The organism is Citrobacter freundii ATCC 8090 = MTCC 1658 = NBRC 12681, from assembly GCF_011064845.1.
Classification (GTDB): domain Bacteria; phylum Pseudomonadota; class Gammaproteobacteria; order Enterobacterales; family Enterobacteriaceae; genus Citrobacter; species Citrobacter freundii.
Genome location: NZ_CP049015.1, coordinates 4,942,458 through 4,957,773 on the forward strand (window position 1 = coordinate 4,942,458; position 15,316 = coordinate 4,957,773).

Annotated in this window: 17 protein-coding genes; 6 read left to right on the forward strand and 11 right to left on the reverse strand. The window is 53.2% G+C overall.

Features of this window, described 5'->3' with window-relative positions:
• Positions 1-146 precede the first annotated feature (146 nt).
• From pstS to phoU, 5 genes are all read left to right on the forward strand, one after another.
• Positions 147-1,187 carry a phosphate ABC transporter substrate-binding protein PstS gene (gene pstS, locus G4551_RS23660; protein ID WP_003023814.1) on the forward strand — a complete coding sequence of 347 codons (1,041 nt, stop codon included), beginning with the start codon at positions 147-149 and terminating at the stop codon, positions 1,185-1,187.
• Positions 1,188-1,331: 144 nt separating this feature from the next.
• Positions 1,332-2,291, forward strand: a complete 960-nt coding sequence (gene pstC / locus G4551_RS23665; RefSeq protein WP_003023817.1) for a phosphate ABC transporter permease PstC — start codon at positions 1,332-1,334, stop codon at positions 2,289-2,291.
• Positions 2,291-3,181, forward strand: a complete 891-nt coding sequence (gene pstA / locus G4551_RS23670; RefSeq protein ID WP_003023819.1) for a phosphate ABC transporter permease PstA — start codon at positions 2,291-2,293, stop codon at positions 3,179-3,181. Before pstC ends, pstA begins: the two co-directional genes overlap by 1 nt.
• Positions 3,182-3,227: 46 nt before the next feature.
• Positions 3,228-4,001, forward strand: a complete 774-nt coding sequence (gene pstB / locus G4551_RS23675; RefSeq protein WP_003023821.1) for a phosphate ABC transporter ATP-binding protein PstB — start codon at positions 3,228-3,230, stop codon at positions 3,999-4,001.
• Positions 4,002-4,015: 14 nt separating this feature from the next.
• Positions 4,016-4,741: a phosphate signaling complex protein PhoU gene (gene phoU, locus G4551_RS23680; RefSeq protein WP_003023824.1), complete on the forward strand. Its 726-nt coding sequence runs from the start codon at positions 4,016-4,018 to the stop codon at positions 4,739-4,741.
• A gap of 84 nt (positions 4,742-4,825) precedes the next feature.
• Here phoU and yieH read toward each other — a convergent pair whose 3' ends face one another.
• Positions 4,826-5,491: a 6-phosphogluconate phosphatase gene (gene yieH / locus G4551_RS23685; protein ID WP_003840584.1), complete on the reverse strand. Its 666-nt coding sequence runs from the start codon at positions 5,489-5,491 to the stop codon at positions 4,826-4,828.
• Between the two features lie 167 nt (positions 5,492-5,658).
• On the opposite strand from yieH, the gene adeP reads away from it, so the two are divergent.
• Entirely contained in the window at positions 5,659-6,996 is a 1,338-nt protein-coding gene (gene adeP / locus G4551_RS23690; protein ID WP_003840586.1) for an adenine permease AdeP, read from the forward strand.
• Between the two features lie 54 nt (positions 6,997-7,050).
• Here adeP and G4551_RS23695 read toward each other — a convergent pair whose 3' ends face one another.
• The 10 genes from G4551_RS23695 to G4551_RS24155 form a co-directional block, all read right to left on the reverse strand.
• The gene (locus G4551_RS23695; RefSeq protein WP_003023832.1) at positions 7,051-7,617 is read right to left on the reverse strand and encodes an NADPH-dependent FMN reductase; all 567 of its coding nucleotides are present in this window, start codon (positions 7,615-7,617) and stop codon (positions 7,051-7,053) included.
• Between the two features lie 30 nt (positions 7,618-7,647).
• Positions 7,648-8,394: a 4'-phosphopantetheinyl transferase family protein gene (locus tag G4551_RS23700; RefSeq protein ID WP_003840588.1), complete on the reverse strand. Its 747-nt coding sequence runs from the start codon at positions 8,392-8,394 to the stop codon at positions 7,648-7,650.
• Positions 8,395-8,560: 166 nt separating this feature from the next.
• A complete protein-coding gene (gene yidZ, locus G4551_RS23705) occupies positions 8,561-9,520 on the reverse strand; it encodes an HTH-type transcriptional regulator YidZ (protein ID WP_003023837.1) in 960 nt (319 codons plus the stop codon).
• Entirely contained in the window at positions 9,489-10,670 is a 1,182-nt protein-coding gene (locus tag G4551_RS23710; protein WP_003840591.1) for an MFS transporter, read from the reverse strand. Before G4551_RS23710 ends, yidZ begins: the two co-directional genes overlap by 32 nt.
• 182 nt (positions 10,671-10,852) lie before the next feature.
• Positions 10,853-12,217: a tRNA uridine-5-carboxymethylaminomethyl(34) synthesis GTPase MnmE gene (gene mnmE, locus G4551_RS23715; RefSeq protein WP_003840593.1), complete on the reverse strand. Its 1,365-nt coding sequence runs from the start codon at positions 12,215-12,217 to the stop codon at positions 10,853-10,855.
• A gap of 105 nt (positions 12,218-12,322) precedes the next feature.
• Complete coding sequence (yidC, locus tag G4551_RS23720; RefSeq protein ID WP_003023844.1) at positions 12,323-13,969, reverse strand: membrane protein insertase YidC; 1,647 nt, start codon at positions 13,967-13,969, stop codon at positions 12,323-12,325.
• 2 nt (positions 13,970-13,971) lie between these two features.
• Positions 13,972-14,229: a membrane protein insertion efficiency factor YidD gene (gene yidD / locus G4551_RS23725; RefSeq protein ID WP_003023846.1), complete on the reverse strand. Its 258-nt coding sequence runs from the start codon at positions 14,227-14,229 to the stop codon at positions 13,972-13,974.
• Positions 14,193-14,552 (reverse strand): ribonuclease P protein component, encoded by a 360-nt coding sequence (gene rnpA / locus G4551_RS23730; RefSeq protein ID WP_003023848.1) that lies wholly within the window; start codon positions 14,550-14,552, stop codon positions 14,193-14,195. The genes yidD and rnpA overlap by 37 nt, the downstream gene beginning before the upstream one ends.
• 17 nt (positions 14,553-14,569) lie before the next feature.
• Positions 14,570-14,710, reverse strand: a complete 141-nt coding sequence (gene rpmH / locus G4551_RS23735; protein ID WP_003023858.1) for a 50S ribosomal protein L34 — start codon at positions 14,708-14,710, stop codon at positions 14,570-14,572.
• 228 nt (positions 14,711-14,938) lie between these two features.
• Positions 14,939-15,094, reverse strand: coding sequence for a hypothetical protein (locus tag G4551_RS24155; protein ID WP_418219453.1), 156 nt, complete (start codon positions 15,092-15,094; stop codon positions 14,939-14,941).
• Between the last annotated feature and the right edge of the window lie 222 nt (positions 15,095-15,316).

Here is a 15,316-nt window from a genome sequence, read left to right on the forward strand (position 1 = left end):
GAATGTGTTTTTAGATAAAAAACTTCCCGTATTTTTCGTTGTCATAAAACTGTCATATTTCGTACATTTAACTGTCACCTGTTTGTCCTATTTTGCTCACAGTAGCAACTCAAACAACGATTTACGAAAACCGTGCAGGAGACATTATGAAAGTTATGCGTACCACTGTCGCAACTGTTGTCGCCGCGACCTTATCCATGAGCGCGTTCTCTGCGTTTGCAGCAGCGAGCCTGACAGGTGCAGGTGCAACCTTCCCTGCGCCAGTGTATGCCAAATGGGCAGATACCTATCAGAAAGAGACCGGTAGCAAAGTAAACTACCAGGGTATCGGCTCCTCCGGTGGTGTAAAACAAATTACGGCCAATACCGTTGATTTCGGCGCTTCTGATGCACCGCTGTCTGACGAAAAACTGGCGCAAGAAGGTCTGTTCCAGTTCCCGACCGTGATCGGTGGCGTAGTGCTGGCTGTGAATATCCCGGGCCTGAAATCCGGCGAGCTGGTGCTGGACGGTAAAACGCTGGGTGACATCTACCTCGGTAAAATTAAGAAGTGGGATGATGAAGCCATCACCAAACTGAACCCGGGTCTGAAGCTGCCTTCACAGAATATCGCCGTTGTGCGTCGCGCTGACGGTTCCGGTACTTCCTTCGTTTTCACCAGCTACCTGGCAAAAGTAAACGAAGAGTGGAAATCTAAAATTGGTTCCGGCTCTACCGTGAACTGGCCGACCGGTCTGGGCGGTAAAGGTAACGACGGTATCGCTGCGTTCGTACAGCGTCTGCCGGGTTCTATCGGTTACGTTGAGTACGCTTACGCTAAGCAGAACAACCTGGCGTACACCAAGCTGGTCTCTGCTGATGGCAAACCGGTAAGCCCGACAGAAGAGAGCTTTGCTAACGCCGCAAAAGGCGCTGACTGGAGCAAAACTTTCGCTCAGGATCTGACTAACCAGAAAGGTGACGACGCGTGGCCAATCACTTCCACCACCTTCATCCTGGTCCATAAAGAGTCGAAGAAACCAGAGCAGAGCGCAGAAGTGCTGAAATTCTTCGACTGGGCGTACAAAAATGGCGGCAAACAGGCTAACGACCTGGATTACGCCAGCCTGCCGGACAGCGTGGTTGAGCAGGTTCGTGCTGCATGGAAGACCAACGTGAAAGACAGCAGCGGTAAAGCTCTGTACTAATAGAATATCTTTAACGAGTTGGCGGATGGCGCTACGCTTATCCGCCCTACGGTTTCGACTGTAGGCCCGCTTTGTTGGCCGGATAAGCGTAGCGCCATCCGGCATGGGCAACTTCGTAAACGCGTTTAACTTAAAGAGTGATTTATGGCTGCAACCAAGCCTGCTTTTAACCCACCGGGTAAAAAGGGTGACATGATCTTCAGCGCGCTGGTAAGACTGGCTGCGCTGATTGTGCTATTGATGTTGGGTGGCATTATTGTCTCTCTGGTTATCTCCTCCTGGCCAAGCATTCAGAAATTTGGTTTCTCCTTTCTGTGGACCAAAGACTGGGATGCGCCGAACGATATCTACGGTGCTTTAGTACCGATTTACGGTACGCTGGTTACCTCACTTATTGCACTGCTGATTGCCGTTCCGGTGAGTTTCGGCATTGCGCTGTTCCTGACTGAACTTGCACCTGGCTGGCTGCGTCGCCCGCTGGGTATCGCTATTGAACTGCTGGCGGCAATTCCGAGTATCGTGTACGGCATGTGGGGGCTGTTTATCTTTGCCCCGCTGTTTGCGACGTACTTCCAGGAGCCGGTCGGAAACATCCTTTCCAACATTCCGTTTGTTGGCGCACTGTTCTCCGGCCCGGCTTTTGGTATCGGTATTCTGGCGGCTGGCGTGATCCTCGCCATCATGATCATCCCGTACATTGCGGCGGTTATGCGTGATGTGTTCGAACAAACGCCGGTACTGATGAAAGAGTCGGCCTACGGCATCGGCTGTACCACCTGGGAAGTTATCTGGCGTATCGTCCTGCCGTTCACTAAAAACGGTGTAATTGGCGGCGTGATGCTGGGTCTGGGGCGTGCGCTGGGTGAAACCATGGCGGTGACCTTTATCATCGGTAACACCTACCAGCTCGATAGCGCCTCGCTGTACATGCCGGGCAACAGTATTACCTCTGCGCTGGCGAATGAATTTGCCGAAGCGGAATCTGGGCTGCACGTTGCCGCGTTGATGGAGCTGGGTCTGATTCTGTTTGTGATCACCTTCATCGTGCTGGCTGCGTCTAAGTTCATGATCATGCGCCTTGCGAAGAACGAGGGGGCACGCTAATGGCTACGCTTGAAATGCAAAACACCGCTCAGCTTGCGGAATCCCGCCGTAAAATGCAGGCGCGTCGTCGTCTGAAAAACCGCATCGCGCTGACGCTCTCTATGGCAACCATGGCGTTCGGTCTGTTCTGGCTCATTTGGATCCTGATGTCCACGATCACCCGCGGTATTGACGGTATGTCGCTGGCGCTGTTCACCGAAATGACGCCGCCGCCGAATACGGCGGGCGGTGGTCTGGCGAACGCCCTGGCCGGTAGCGGTCTGTTGATTCTGTGGGCGACCGTGTTTGGTACCCCGCTCGGTATTATGGCGGGTATCTACCTGGCGGAGTATGGGCGTAAGTCCTGGCTGGCTGAGGTCATCCGATTTATCAATGACATCCTGCTTTCTGCGCCATCTATCGTGGTCGGTCTGTTCGTTTACACCATCGTGGTAGCAAAAATGGAGCATTTCTCCGGCTGGGCGGGCGTGATCGCGCTGGCGCTGCTGCAGGTGCCTATTGTTATTCGTACCACAGAGAACATGCTCAAGCTGGTGCCAGATAGTCTGCGTGAAGCCGCCTATGCACTGGGTACGCCGAAATGGAAGATGATTTCTGCGATCACCCTGAAGGCATCTGTCTCGGGGATCATTACAGGTGTTCTGTTAGCAATTGCTCGTATCGCAGGTGAAACGGCTCCGCTGCTGTTTACGTCGCTCTCCAACCAGTTCTGGAGCACCGACATGATGCAGCCTATCGCCAACCTGCCGGTCACTATCTTTAAGTTTGCGATGAGCCCGTTTGCTGAGTGGCAGCAACTGGCCTGGGCCGGGGTACTGATTATTACCCTGTGCGTACTGCTGCTGAACATTCTGGCGCGCGTCATTTTCGCGAAGAAGAAACACGGTTAATTTTTACGGCGTGGCTGATGCGGCGCCGGATGAGGAAAAGATTGAAATGAGTATGGTTGATACTGCCCCAGGTAAAATTCAGGTTCGTGATTTGAACTTCTACTATGGCAAATTCCATGCCCTGAAGAACATCAACCTGGATATTGCTAAAAACCAGGTAACGGCGTTTATCGGGCCTTCTGGCTGTGGTAAATCGACGCTGCTGCGTACGTTCAACAAAATGTTTGAACTGTACCCGGAGCAACGTGCGGAAGGTGAAATTCTGCTGGATGGCGACAATATTCTCACCAATACCCAAGATATCGCTCTGCTGCGTGCCAAAGTGGGCATGGTATTCCAGAAGCCCACGCCGTTCCCGATGTCCATCTACGACAACATCGCTTTTGGCGTACGTCTGTTTGAGAAACTCTCGCGTGCGGATATGGACGAACGCGTGCAGTGGGCATTGACCAAGGCCGCATTGTGGAATGAAACCAAAGATAAATTACACCAGAGCGGGTACTCTCTCTCGGGTGGTCAGCAGCAGCGACTGTGTATTGCGCGTGGCATCGCCATTCGCCCGGAAGTGCTTCTGCTTGATGAGCCATGTTCAGCGCTCGACCCTATTTCTACCGGGCGTATCGAAGAGCTGATCACTGAGCTGAAAGAGGATTACACCGTCGTTATCGTTACCCACAACATGCAGCAGGCTGCGCGTTGTTCCGATCACACGGCATTTATGTACCTGGGCGAGTTGATTGAGTTCAGTAACACGGACGATCTGTTCACCAAGCCCGCGAAGAAACAAACTGAAGATTACATCACCGGTCGTTACGGCTGATTCAGGAGCTTGTTGTGGATAACCTTAACCTTAATAAACATATTTCCGGCCAGTTCAATGCAGAGCTGGAAAGCATCCGTACCCAGGTGATGACCATGGGCGGCATGGTCGAGCAGCAGCTTTCTGATGCAATCACGGCGATGCACAATCAGGATAGCGAGCTGGCGAAGCGCGTCATTGAAGGCGATAAGAACGTCAATATGATGGAGGTGGCGATCGACGAAGCCTGCGTGCGCATCATCGCCAAGCGTCAACCGACAGCGAGCGACCTGCGTCTGGTGATGGCGATTATCAAAACCATCGCTGAGCTGGAACGTATTGGCGACGTGGCAGATAAAATTTGCCGCACCGCGCTGGAGAAGTTCTCGCAACAACACCAGCCGCTGCTGGTAAGTCTGGAGTCGCTGGGTCGTCACACCGTGCAGATGCTGCACGACGTGTTGGATGCGTTTGCGCGTATGGATCTCGACGAAGCGGTACGTATTTATCGCGAAGATAAGAAAGTCGACCAGGAGTATGAAGGCATCGTGCGTCAGCTGATGACTTATATGATGGAAGACCCACGTACCATTCCAAGCGTGCTGACCGCGCTGTTCTGCGCACGTTCCATCGAACGTATCGGTGACCGCTGCCAGAATATCTGCGAATACATCTTCTATTTCGTGAAGGGACAAGACTTCCGTCACGTGGGCGGCGATGAGCTGGATAAGCTGCTGGCGGGCAAAGATCCTAAAGAGTGATAAAAACGTAGAAAGTAGGCCGGATAAGCGTTAGCGCCATCCGGCAATTGCCCGGTGGCGCAAGCTTACCGGGCCTACAAAAAATTACCGGGTAATATCCCAACCCCGTGCCTTCCACAATTCCGGCAACTGTGTCAGATCGGTAAAGGTCGTGACTTTTGGATGATCGATCGGTTTGTTATGCGGATCGGCGCAGAAGTAGAACACTTCCATCCCCGCCGCAATCCCCGCCTGCGCGCCTGCGCTGGAATCATCAACCAGAATGCAGTTCTCAACATTAACGTCCATTGCTTTTGCTGCATGGAACATTAGGGCCGGATCGGGCTTCCAGCGTTGGATATCGTAGCCGCTGAACAGTAAATCAGGAAAATGGTGCAACATGCCCAGCTTACCCAGCGAATGCTGCATTTTGCTGACCGGACCGTTAGACACCACGCACATTGGCACAGCCATGCTGTCCAGCAGCGTGTGCGCACCAGCAATGACTTCCAGCTCGGTATCGAACAGACGTGCGACCTCAGCGCGGTAAACCGGTTCTAAATCGGCTTTTGCCAGTTCGACACCGTGCTCTTCGTTGATAATGTCGATGATCTCGTACAGCTTTACCCCCTTGAAGCGTTTGAAAATTTCTTCAAGATCGAGCGTAATGCCAAACGCCTGGAACATGCTGACATACGCGCGAGAACAAATCACTTCACTGTCGACAAGGGTACCGTCACAGTCAAAAAATACGGCTTCTATCTGGGACATGTCATTTCCGTTTTAACAAGTTTAACGTTTTCGTAATGCATTATTGGGCGACGCAATCGTTGCCGTATAAGCAAAATCAATGAAAAAAGTTGCTCATAACCCAACCCTATTGTCGCATTTTGGTATAGGATAGCGACGAATTTTCCCTCCTTGTTCGGAAATTGATAATGAGTCAACAACACACAACCCAGGCTTCTGGCCAGGGGATGCTGGAACGCGTGTTCAAACTGCGCGAACATGGCACGACGGCACGGACCGAAGTGATCGCCGGTTTAACCACCTTCCTGACGATGGTGTATATCGTTTTTGTTAACCCGCAAATTCTTGGCGTGGCTGGCATGGATACCAGCGCAGTCTTTGTTACCACCTGCCTTATTGCTGCCTTTGGTAGCATCCTGATGGGGCTATTTGCTAACCTGCCGGTCGCACTTGCGCCTGCTATGGGCCTGAACGCATTTTTCGCTTTCGTGGTCGTCGGCGCGATGGGCCTGTCATGGCAGATCGGTATGGGTGCTATCTTCTGGGGCGCGGTAGGTCTGCTGCTGCTGACCATTTTCCGCGTACGTTACTGGATGATTGCCAATATCCCGGTGAGCCTGCGCGTGGGGATCACCAGCGGTATCGGTCTGTTCATCGGCATGATGGGGCTGAAAAACGCAGGTGTTATCGTCGCCAACAAAGACACGCTGGTGTCTATCGGTAACCTGACGTCCCACAGCGTACTGCTCGGTATTCTGGGCTTCTTTATCATCGCGATTCTGGCGTCACGTAATATTCATGCGGCGGTGCTGATTTCCATCATTGTAACCACGCTGCTGGGCTGGATGCTGGGCGATGTCCATTACAACGGTATCGTTTCTGCGCCGCCGAGCGTGATGTCAGTTATCGGACATGTCGATCTGGCCGGTTCGTTTAACATTGGCCTGGCGGGTGTGATTTTCTCGTTCATGCTGGTCAACCTGTTTGACTCCTCCGGTACGCTGATTGGCGTGACGGATAAAGCCGGTCTGGCGGACGCGAAGGGCAAGTTCCCACGCATGAAGCAGGCGCTGTATGTGGATAGCGTGTCGTCGGTTACCGGGGCGTTTATCGGGACTTCTTCCGTTACTGCCTATATTGAATCCTCTTCCGGGGTGTCGGTTGGTGGCCGTACTGGCCTGACTGCAGTCGTCGTTGGCCTGCTGTTCCTGCTGGTTATCTTCCTGTCGCCGCTGGCGGGAATGGTTCCGGGCTATGCAGCTGCAGGTGCGCTGATTTACGTTGGTGTCCTGATGACATCAAGCCTGTCGCGCGTGAAGTGGGAAGACCTGACTGAAGCGGTTCCGGCGTTTATTACCGCCGTGATGATGCCGTTTAGCTTCTCAATTACCGAAGGTATTGCGCTGGGCTTTATCTCTTACTGCGTGATGAAAATCGGTACTGGACGTTTCCGCGATCTCAGCCCGTGCGTCATCGTTGTCGCGCTGCTGTTTGTGCTGAAGATTGTGTTTATCGACGCGCACTAAAATATCGGTCTGGACAACTGCCCGCCAGGCATCGTTGCTGGCGGGCGTTTTCTTTTAGGCTTTCACGCGTTGGATGTAGTCGCCAAATGCGGTCAACTGGCCGGTCAGATGGTCCAGCGTGCTTTGGTCAATCACTTCACCCGTCTGTGGATCCACCTTGTTTTGAATGACCCCGCCCATAAATTCCGGCTTGTTCATTACCATGGCGTCGAGGAACACCAGGATTTGACGCAGATGGTACTGGCAGCGCGCGCCGCCAATGGCACCCATGGAGCTGGTCTGGATCAGCACCGGTTTGCCGGATAATGGCTGATCGGGCAGGCGAGACAGCCAGTCGATGGCGTTCTTCAGTCCGCCCGGAACAGAATAGTTATATTCAGGTGTGACGATGACGACACCGTCAGCCTTTCTGATTTGCTCAGCCAGTGCTTCTACGCTGGCCGGAAAACCTTCTTCCTGCTGGAGATCGGCATCGTACAGTGGGATATCACCAATCGACGGTAACGCGCTCACTTCCATTCCTGCGGGAGCAATCTTGGGCAGTGTACGGGCAACCATTCCATTAAACGAACCTTTGCGCAGACTTCCCAGTAACGTAACAACATTCAATGTTTCAGACATGGCGACTCCTGTTTCATCATAAAGGTTAAATCAAAGCGTATGGCTTTTCGCTGCGCATAATTGAGAGAACCGGATCAGACGACCCGTTGGCTCATTGGCGCGAGTCTGGATATCAGGCAAACTTTTCCAGTCCTGCTGACCATCAAACTCCCAAACCTTGAGTTTTTCAATGGCTGGCGAAACCGCAACCGACCACACCAGCACATCTTCCGCATCGCAAATGGCTTCAATCTGCGCAACATGGGCACATTTCAGGCGTCCTGCGCCGGGTAAAAGCTGGAGTTCGCGCGGATCGTCATTGCATACATCGCCAGTGAGTTTGAGTACGCTCTGGCGCAATGTAATGAGCTGCGCGCGTGCTTCATTGGGGTCGTTTTGATTATTGATCCACAGGTTTTCGTTACTGGAGAAGCGCCACGTTTCCGCTGAATTTGGATTGTTAAACCCGCGGGTTGCCCGCTGAAGTTCCATATCCAGGCCGCACGTTCCTTCAGTCGTTAGCACAACGCCGACGATATTCCCGGCATAAGAGATCGAAAATCCCGGTAGATTCTTATCGCGAAAAACGGGCTTACCTTTCGCCTCAGTAACAATCTCAGGCAACGTGCTGGTGCCGTAAAGCATGAACATCAGTTCGGCGAGAAGACTTCGGGAGGCCAGGAAGCGTGTTCGGCGATGAGCGGGCAGATCTCTTGCTTCGATATGGCATGGAGAAGGGAGGCGAGCTGATACCAGGTGTCCCTCCGTAAGAATCCCTCTGGCAAAATGTGTCGCCATTTTTCGCTCCGTGATTAATGGTCCGTGATTATCACCAGAGTAACATTTACACGGCTTCCGGGCAGGCTTTGCTGCCCAAAAAGTAAGCGGAAATGGGATACATTACGCGATATTTACATTTCTGTTGCCAAAATGGTCGATTTTGAAACACCAAAATGACGGATCGTCAGGATATATCGCGATAAAGCGCCTTGATCGTGTCTTTTAGCCAGACGATCTTAGGATTGTGGCTGTTGCGTTTATGCCAAAGAAGAGTAAACGGTACGCGCATTTTTTCCAGTTGCGCCGTATCAAATGGCATCGGCCGCGCAACGAGTGGAAGCTGGTGGAGTTGGTTATAACGCTGGCAATAAACCGGTGCGGTGGCAATCAGCGCGTGATCCGGCTGCGCTGCCATAAACAGCGATTGCTCAAAACCAGGCAGACATAACGCGATATTGCGTGCGCGCCCCATTTCTTGCAGGACTTCATCCAGCGCCCAGGTATCGCTTTGCTCCCAGCTAATGCTGATGTGCGGATAGCGCAGAAAGGTGTCCAGATTCCACTCTTCCTGCAGTGCGGGATGATCTTCACGTAGCCAGACGCAGGGCAGATCGGAAAACAGCACTTCATGGTCGATCGACAATGGCAACAAACTCAGCAGTTCGCGCGAACGCGGATGACTTTCGCGCCCGGTGAAGCCAATATCCACTTCACCGCGAATAATGGCATCCAGCGAATCATAGTCCCAGTTGCGTATTTTGATCGTCGCCTGAGGATAGCGCTGGTAAATCTGCCGGGAGAGCGCGTTGAACATGATCATCACCAGCGGCGTTTCGGCCACCAGATCAAACTTCAGCCCGCGCGGCGATTCATGGTGCGGCTTATCGAGCAGCTGATTGCCCATCTGCATCCATTCAGCCAGGCTCTGCTCCATGCTGACCATCAGCGGCGTCGGCGATAGCCCCAGCGGGGTGTTCACAAACAAGGGATCGTCAAACCAGGCCCGCAGCTTCGACAGCGACTTACTGACCGCCGACGGTGTGACGTTCATCCGTTTAGCGGTTTTAGTGACGCTGCGTTCCTGCATCAACAGCTGCAGGCAGAGCAATAAATTAAGATCGAGACTGCTGAGGGATTTCTTCATGAGTTGGCGCGGACCGGTTAGGTGCAACAGTGATAATCAGCATGATACTCACTATGCTACAGCCAATCAGAATCCCGATCAGCATATTCAGCGCATCAAGGCCAAGAACAGCCGCCAGCCAAATCCACAGCGAGGAACCGCAAACCTGTGCAATACCTAATGCCGAGCTGGCGACGCCCGCGCGCAGCGAGAACGGTCCCAGCGCCTGGCTCATCGCAACACCGAAACCGACCGAGAATCCGGCGCAGATTAAGGTTAACCCGAACAACGTTACCGCGTGTGAAGTAGCAAGGGTTAACACCACGCCTGCACACAGAAACAGCACCTGCGAGGTCAGCATCATAACGCGAGGTTTAAACACGCTCAGAGCAAATGGCGTAGAGAAAGAGACCGCCATACTGATGCCAGCGGTCATGGCCATGGTAGTGGCGTACTCGCCGCGGTCGAAGCCCATCACTTCCATCAGCAGCACCGGAGACGTATTCACGAAGGTCAGGATCACCGACACGCTGAGGGTGGTAATGGCCAGACGGCTTAAGAAAAAGCGGTTTACCAGTGATTCGGTTGTGTGGTTCTTTTCCATCGTCGCCATAAGCGTTGCTGGGCGCGATTCTCGCAGGACAAACACCGACAGCAGGCAAACAGCCACACCCATCCCCATCATCGTGTAGAACAGGCTCTGCCACGGGTATTTGAGCATGATCAGATGCCCCATCACCGGAGCCAGCACCGGCACGATACAGGTAATACCGTTCAACAACGACAGTACCTTCGCCCGGCGACGATCGTCGAGCGTATCGCGCAGAATAGCGAAAGCCACCACATAACAGCAGCCGGCGCCCACACCCTGAATAAAGCGGCCTACCAGGAACGGCGTACCGCTCTCGGCAAATGAACACAGCGCAGAGGCGAAAATAAAGATGAGTGCACCGACAATGGCGACTGGTTTACGTCCTGACTGGTCGGCAACTTTTCCGGCGAAAAGCATCGCCGTCGCCATTCCCGCCAGATAAACCGAAAACGCGATATGCAGTTGCGCCTCGCTGGCCTGTAGATCGGCCGCAATACGGGGCAGCCCCACCAGATACATATCAATACCGGCAGGATAAAGAAGAACCAGGGCGAAACTGCAGATTAGAAAGCGTGTCATAGCGACCTCATGAGAAATGTGGCGCTAAGCATACGGTCAGAGAGTCAACTGCACGAGTTGCCATTTGGACAACAGTGATTTCCGCATGGGAAATTGTTGTTGCCGGATGGCGGTGTAAACGCCTTATCCGGCCTACAGGGCCTGTAGGCCCGGCAAGCATCGCGCCACCGGGCAACACAACGTTACTTACCAATACAGAAACTGGAGAAAATTCGTCCCAGCAGATCGTCGGAGGTAAATTCCCCGGTGATCTCACTGAGGTTCTGCTGCGCCAGACGTAGCTCCTCTGCCAGCAATTCTCCGGCCCATGCTCCGAGAAGTTGGGCTTTACCCTGCTCAAGATGCTCCGCCGCTTCTGCCAGTGCCTGCAGGTGACGACGACGCGCCAGGAAGCCACCTTCCATATTGGTTTCAAAGCCCATGCTCTGTTTGAGATGGTTACGCAGTACGTCAACACCTTCACCGGTACGTGCGGAGAGACGAACCAGTGAGTGGCCATTTACTTCGCTAAGGCCCAGCGTCTCACCGGTAATATCCGCTTTGTTACGCACCACGGTAATCGGCAGTTTGGCTGGCAGACGGGCAATAAAGTCTGGCCAGATGTCAGCTGGGTCCACGGCATCGGTGGTGGTGCCATCCACCATAAACAGCACACGGTCGGCTTGTTCGATTTCCTGCCACGCACGTTCGATACCAATGCGTTCAACTTCATCGCTGGCATCGCGCAAACCGGCAGTATCGATGATGTGCAGCGGCATACCGTCGATATGAATATGCTCACGCAGTACGTCGCGAGTCGTCCCCGCAATGTCGGTCACAATAGCCGCCTCACGGCCTGCCAGCGCGTTCAGCAGGCTTGATTTCCCGGCGTTAGGGCGACCGGCAATGACTACCTTCATCCCTTCGCGCAGCAGGCTACCCTGACGCGCTTCGGCACGTACGGCATCAAGATCGCTGATAACGTTATTGAGCTGCGCTTCAATCTTGCCGTCAGACAGGAAGTCGATTTCTTCATCCGGGAAGTCGATCGCCGCTTCCACATAGATGCGTAGGTGAGTGAGCGCTTCCACAAGATGATTTACCCGTGCGGAAAATGCACCCTGCAACGAGTTCAGCGCCGAGCGAGCGGCTTGCTCCGAGCTGGCATCGATCAGGTCGGCAATCGCCTCTGCCTGGGCTAAATCGAGCTTATCATTGAGAAACGCGCGCTCGGAGAATTCACCCGGTCTGGCAATGCGCAGCCCGGGAATGGTCAGAATACGTTTGAGCAGCAGGTCAAGAATCACCGGACCTCCGTGACCCTGAAGCTCTAAAACGTCTTCGCCGGTAAAGGAGTTCGGGCCGGGGAACCACAGGGCAATCCCCTGATCCAGCGTGCTGCCATCCGCGTCTTTAAACGGCAGATAATCGGCATAACGCGGTTTGGGTAGTTTCCCCAGTACGGTTTCTGCGACCTCACGCGCCTTCAGGCCGGAGATACGCAGGATACCCACGCCACCACGTCCCGGTGGGGTGGCCTGAGCGACGATGGTGTCGTTATGGCTCATGGTTTGTCTCTTCTTAATGCAATAAAAAAGGCGGTCTAATGACCGCCCTTTACTTTATGTTCCGTTTGCCGGATGGCGGCTTCGCCTAATCCGGCCTACACCGAATCAGGAGTTTTTCTTCTCGCGGCTATGCAGGCCACGCTTCTCCAGACCACGGTAAATCAGCTGCTGCTGAATAATGGTTACCAGGTTGCTGACGATATAGTACAGCACCAGACCTGACGGGAACCACAGGAAGAACACGGTGAAGATGACCGGCATAAAGGTCATGATCTTCTGCTGCATCGGGTCGGTTACAGTGGTCGGAGACATCTTCTGAATGAAGAACATCGTCACGCCCATCAGAATCGGCAGAATGTAGTACGGGTCCTGTGCAGACAGGTCATGGATCCACAGAGCGAACGGCGCATGACGCAGTTCAATGGAGCCCATCAGCATGTAGTACAACGCCAGGAAGATTGGCATCTGGATGATCAGCGGGAAGCAGCCGCCCAGCGGGTTAACCTTCTCAGCTTTGTACAGGGCCATCATTTCCTGGCTCTGACGCTGTTTGTCATCGCCCAGACGCTCACGCATTGCCTGAATCTTCGGCTGCAGCATACGCATCTTCGCCATGGAGGTGTACTGCGCTTTGGTCAGCGGGTACATGATGCCACGAACGATAAAGGTGATAACGATGATGGAGAAGCCCCAGTTACCCAGGAAGCTATGGATCCATTTCAGCAGTTTAAACAGCGGCTGAGAAATGAACCACAACCAGCCGTAATCCACGGTCAGATCCAGGTGCGGTGCAACGGCCGCCATTTTATCCTGAATTTCCGGGCCGACCCACAGGGTACTGGTCATCGCGCCAGTCTGGCCAGGCTGTACCAGTACCGGCTGTGACTTATAGCCGATAGCGGCAATGCCGTTACCCAGGTTAGCGGTATAGAAGTTGTTGGTGCCGTCGTTACGCGGAACCCATGCCGTTGCGAAATACTGTTGCAGCATTGCGACCCAGCCGTCTTTAGCATTGACGTTCAGGTTTTCGTTTTCAGCAATGGTGTCGAATTTGTATTTCTCATACTTCTCATCCGGCGTGGAGTACGCCGCGCCGCGGAAGGTGTGCAGCGCAAAGTTGCTGCTTCCGGTATCGCGATGAGATGGCAGATTGATGGATTGCTTCAGCTGACCAAAGGTGGAGACTTCCAGCGGTTTTTCGCCGGCGTTCTGCACGCTGTAGTTAACGTTGACAGCATATTCACCACGCTTGAGTACAAACGTTTTAGTGAATGTGTTACCCGCTGCGTCAGTATAGGTCATCGGGATCTGCAGTTCGTTCTGACCGTCAGCCAGTACAAACGCGTCTTTTTCGACGTTGTACAGCGGACGCGGGCCGTTAGCCGGGTTATCCGGGCCGTCACGACCTGTCAGGCCACTCTGAGCCTGGTAGATGAACTGTGGCGTGGTTTCCAGTAACTGGAACGGTTCGGTAGAACCGAGTTCTTTCGGGTAAGCTGGCAGTGAAGCCTGTTCCACATCACCACCACGGGTGTTGATGGTCAGATCAAGCACGTCAGTTTTAACCGTAATCAGTTTCCCCTGGCCACTGGCCGGTACGCCCTGGTCTGCGGCGCTACCCGCTGCGGTGGTCGTTGTCTGCGTGGTCTGTTGGGCCTGAGGTTGCGGGTTTTTATCCTGCTCCCAGGCTTGCCAGATCATGAAAGACACGAACAGCAAAGCGATGACTAAAAGATTGCGTTGCGAATCCATCGTTAGTGTTCTCTGGTATCAAATGGTCCGGGCGGGACGGGATCGTCACCACCAGGGTGTAAAGGGTGGCATTTTAATACGCGTTTCACCGTCAACCAACTGCCTTTTATCACTCCAAACCTGCGCAATGCCTCAATTCCGTAGCTCGAACAGGTTGGAGTGAAACGGCAATGCGGCCCAAGCAGCGGACTGATCAGGCGTTGATAGACCCGAATGAGGGCTATCAGGACCCGCGAGCCAGGCGACAATGGCGACGCCATAATTTTTCCAACGCTTCCGAGAGAGCACGGTTATCGAGGTCAGCAACCCCTTTTTTCGCCACCACCACGAAATCCATTGCTGGAAGGTCGTGCTGACGTAAACGGAAGCTTTCACGCGTCAGACGTTTAATCCGATTGCGTTCATGCGCACGTTTAACATTTTTCTTGGCGACTGTAAGACCGATACGGGGATGCCCCAGCGAATTCAGGCGGCCGAGGATGGTGATTTGCGGCGTGCCAGCCCGTTGTGGCTGCTGGAAGACGAATGTGAAATGAGTGGGAGTTAACAAACGTAACTCCCTGGGAAATGCGAGCTTAACCACTCAGGGGCTAGCTTTTATTACTTAGAAACGGTCAGACGAGAACGGCCTTTAGCACGACGACGTGCCAGAACCTGACGACCATTTTTATTAGCCATACGAGCACGGAAGCCGTGAGAACGGTTGCGCTTCAGTACAGACGGTTGAAAAGTGCGTTTCATGGCGATTTCTACCTAAACTTGAATAAATTCACTGACTTTTGCGTATACCCGAACGAATTTCGAACGACTTACGCCACAGTGTGGGTGATTAAAGAGGCCGGATTGTAATAATTGTACACTCCGGAGTCAATTCTCTTTCCTTATTTCCCGCTTTTTTCCGCATGGTTTCGCGTAAAAAACAGGCAGCGTTGACGCCGTAAGGCGACCGTTACTCGCTGGGGGTAAGAATTATACGGGCTGGTGGATAAAGCGCAAGGATCGCTCGGGATCTTTATTAGATCGTTTAAGCAGTAAAGCATCTTTACTCATTAATTTTTTCAATATGCGCGCTAAAACCTGCAGCACTTCTCCAGGATCGTTTACACTTAGCCGATTCTGGATCATCCTGTGGATAAATCGGGAAGAATCTGTGAGAAACAGAAGATCTCTTTCTCAGTTTACGCTATGATCCGCGGTCCTGATCGTTTCAATGGATCCTGATCGGGTAAAAATTGCAGATAGCAATTCGCACGTCACCCTTTGCATAGGGTCTTGTCGGTGTGCGTCAACAATCATGAATGTTTCAGCCTTTGTCATTTATCGACTTTTGTTCGAGTGGAGTCCGCC